The following is a 1958-nucleotide window of genomic DNA, read 5'->3' on the forward strand; positions in this document are numbered from 1 at the left end:
AGGTGCGTCGCCCGCTCGATTTTTGATGTTTGGCTAAGGATTTTTTGTGGCGACACACCCGAATACATGATTGTAGGCGATCGACTTTATTTGCGATCGATAGCTTCAGGAATTTGTCTGCTTAACAGTCACCGTCAGTTGAAAACCGAGTGGTAACTGCTCAAAAACCGCTGAAAAAATACAAAAACCGCTGGTAAATCAGTGAATAGGAAGGCTGGAACCACCTAAAATCGTTGGCTATCGTTCAGATTCTCGAAAATCACCAGCGGTTATTGAGTAGTTATATATAAACTCTAATTAAATGTTTTGTATGTAGTCAATAATTCTTCTCCAATATACTAGATTGTGTTAACATAAAGTTTAGATGCGTTCGCCCTGAGTCTAACCCAACGCTCAGTAAATCCACCTGCTAATTCAACGTCAAGTATGGATAGCTAAAAAACTTACTGTATATATATCTTCTTCCTTCTTCCTAATGACGGCAGAACTGATGGGTAATCGGTAATCAATGATGGGTAATCGGGAATTCTATCCGTTACATCCGTTACATCCGTTACATCCGCTGCCGAACTTCCTTCTTCCTTCTTCTTACAATGCCCAATTTTAGATACTCGTCGCTGATAAACGCCACCGTTGAAACAGTCTGGAACTTTTACGAAAGGCCGGATATTCTGCAACTGTTGACTCCGCCTTGGCAACCGGTGAAAATCATCCGCCGCGAAGGGGGACTCGATGTGGGGGCTGTGTCAGAATTTCGGCTGTTATTGGGGCCGATTCCAGTAAAATGGGTGGCGACTCATACTGAATGCGAACAATATCGCTTGTTTGTTGACGAACAAACTGAGGGGCCGATGGCACGTTGGACTCACCGACACGAGTTTACCACAGAAAATGGCCATACCCGATTGACAGATGCGATCGCATTTTCGATACCGGGCGGCCCGATTGTCGATTTGCTGTTAGGTTGGTGGGTAGAAATACGGTTAACTGATATGTTTCGCTACCGCCACGAAGTCACTAAGCGAGAGTGCGAAAAAAATGCAAATAATGGCTGAAAATTTTCATGCAGATTTAGTATAATTCATAAACTTGGAAGCTGCTGCTTCGACAAAAGCCCGAAAAAGTTCGCAGTTTGGGAGACTTTTTGGCGACATTTCTGGATGCCACTGAACTGCTACCATCCAAGGGTGATATTTGTATTCGATTGCTTCTATTAAACCGTCGGGTGCTCGTGCTACAATTTGCCAGCCGGGAATCATTGTTTGTACGGCTTGATGGTGCCAGGAAACGACGTTTGTAGAGGTAGTTCCCATGATTTTTGCTAGCCGGCTGTCGGGGTCTATTTTAATGATATGCTCGATCGCACGAATCGGGTTTTCTTGTCGGTGATTCACCTCCTCTCCGTAAGCATCCGGTACGTGCACGACCAAATTCCCCCCGCTGGCTACATTCAGGACTTGCATTCCGCGACAAATCCCCAACACGGGTATGTCAGCCCTCAAAGCTAGCTTAGCTAAGCTTAACTCAAAATTGTCGCGTTCTGCGTTAACCGAGTAAACCGTGCGATCGACAAAACCGCCATAAAGTTCTGGATTGATATCTCCACCACCTGAAAAAATCAAACCATCTACGGCATCAAAAATACTAGCCGGATCTAATTGATTGGGAGGCAGTAAAATTGGAATACCACCTGCTGCCTGCACTGCATCAATATATGCTCCGTTGAGGCAATATTCGCCTGCTTGACTGCGACAGTAAGTTGTGATACCAACGATGGGATGTTTTTTCATTTTTTAGAGAGTGGGAGATAATTATTTACATTAGTTCTAGGATATTCTAGTATTATCAATAAGTTTTTCTTGCACGGGCTAGAAGCCCATGCCACCAGAAAATTTACTGATTGTGGAACAGGCATCTTGCCTGTTTTTTGCACGGGCTAGAAGCCCATGCCACCAGAA

General features: G+C 44.4%; 2 protein-coding genes. One reads left to right on the top strand and one right to left on the bottom strand.

Annotated elements, in window-relative coordinates:
* The first annotated feature begins 593 nt into the window (after positions 1 to 593).
* On the top strand, positions 594 to 1055 hold the full coding sequence (locus JGK11_RS10590) for an SRPBCC family protein (protein ID WP_293195654.1): 462 nt from the start codon (positions 594 to 596) through the stop codon (positions 1053 to 1055).
* Positions 1056 to 1061: 6 nt separating this feature from the next.
* Here the strand turns inward: JGK11_RS10590 and JGK11_RS10595 are convergent, their stop codons facing one another.
* Positions 1062 to 1790 (bottom strand): gamma-glutamyl-gamma-aminobutyrate hydrolase family protein, encoded by a 729-nt coding sequence (locus tag JGK11_RS10595; protein ID WP_293195652.1) that lies wholly within the window; start codon positions 1788 to 1790, stop codon positions 1062 to 1064.
* Positions 1791 to 1958 lie beyond the last annotated feature (168 nt).

The sequence above is a fragment of the Microcoleus sp. PH2017_34_RAT_O_A genome (genome assembly GCF_020737885.1).
In the GTDB taxonomy this organism is placed as follows: Bacteria; Cyanobacteriota; Cyanobacteriia; order Cyanobacteriales; family Microcoleaceae; genus Microcoleus.

Coding starts and splice junctions, on each gene's coding strand:
- JGK11_RS10590 (WP_293195654.1), top strand. CDS start 594: ATGCCCAATTTTAGATACTCGTCGCTGATAAACGCCACCGTTGAAACA.
- JGK11_RS10595 (WP_293195652.1), bottom strand. CDS start 1,790: ATGAAAAAACATCCCATCGTTGGTATCACAACTTACTGTCGCAGTCAA.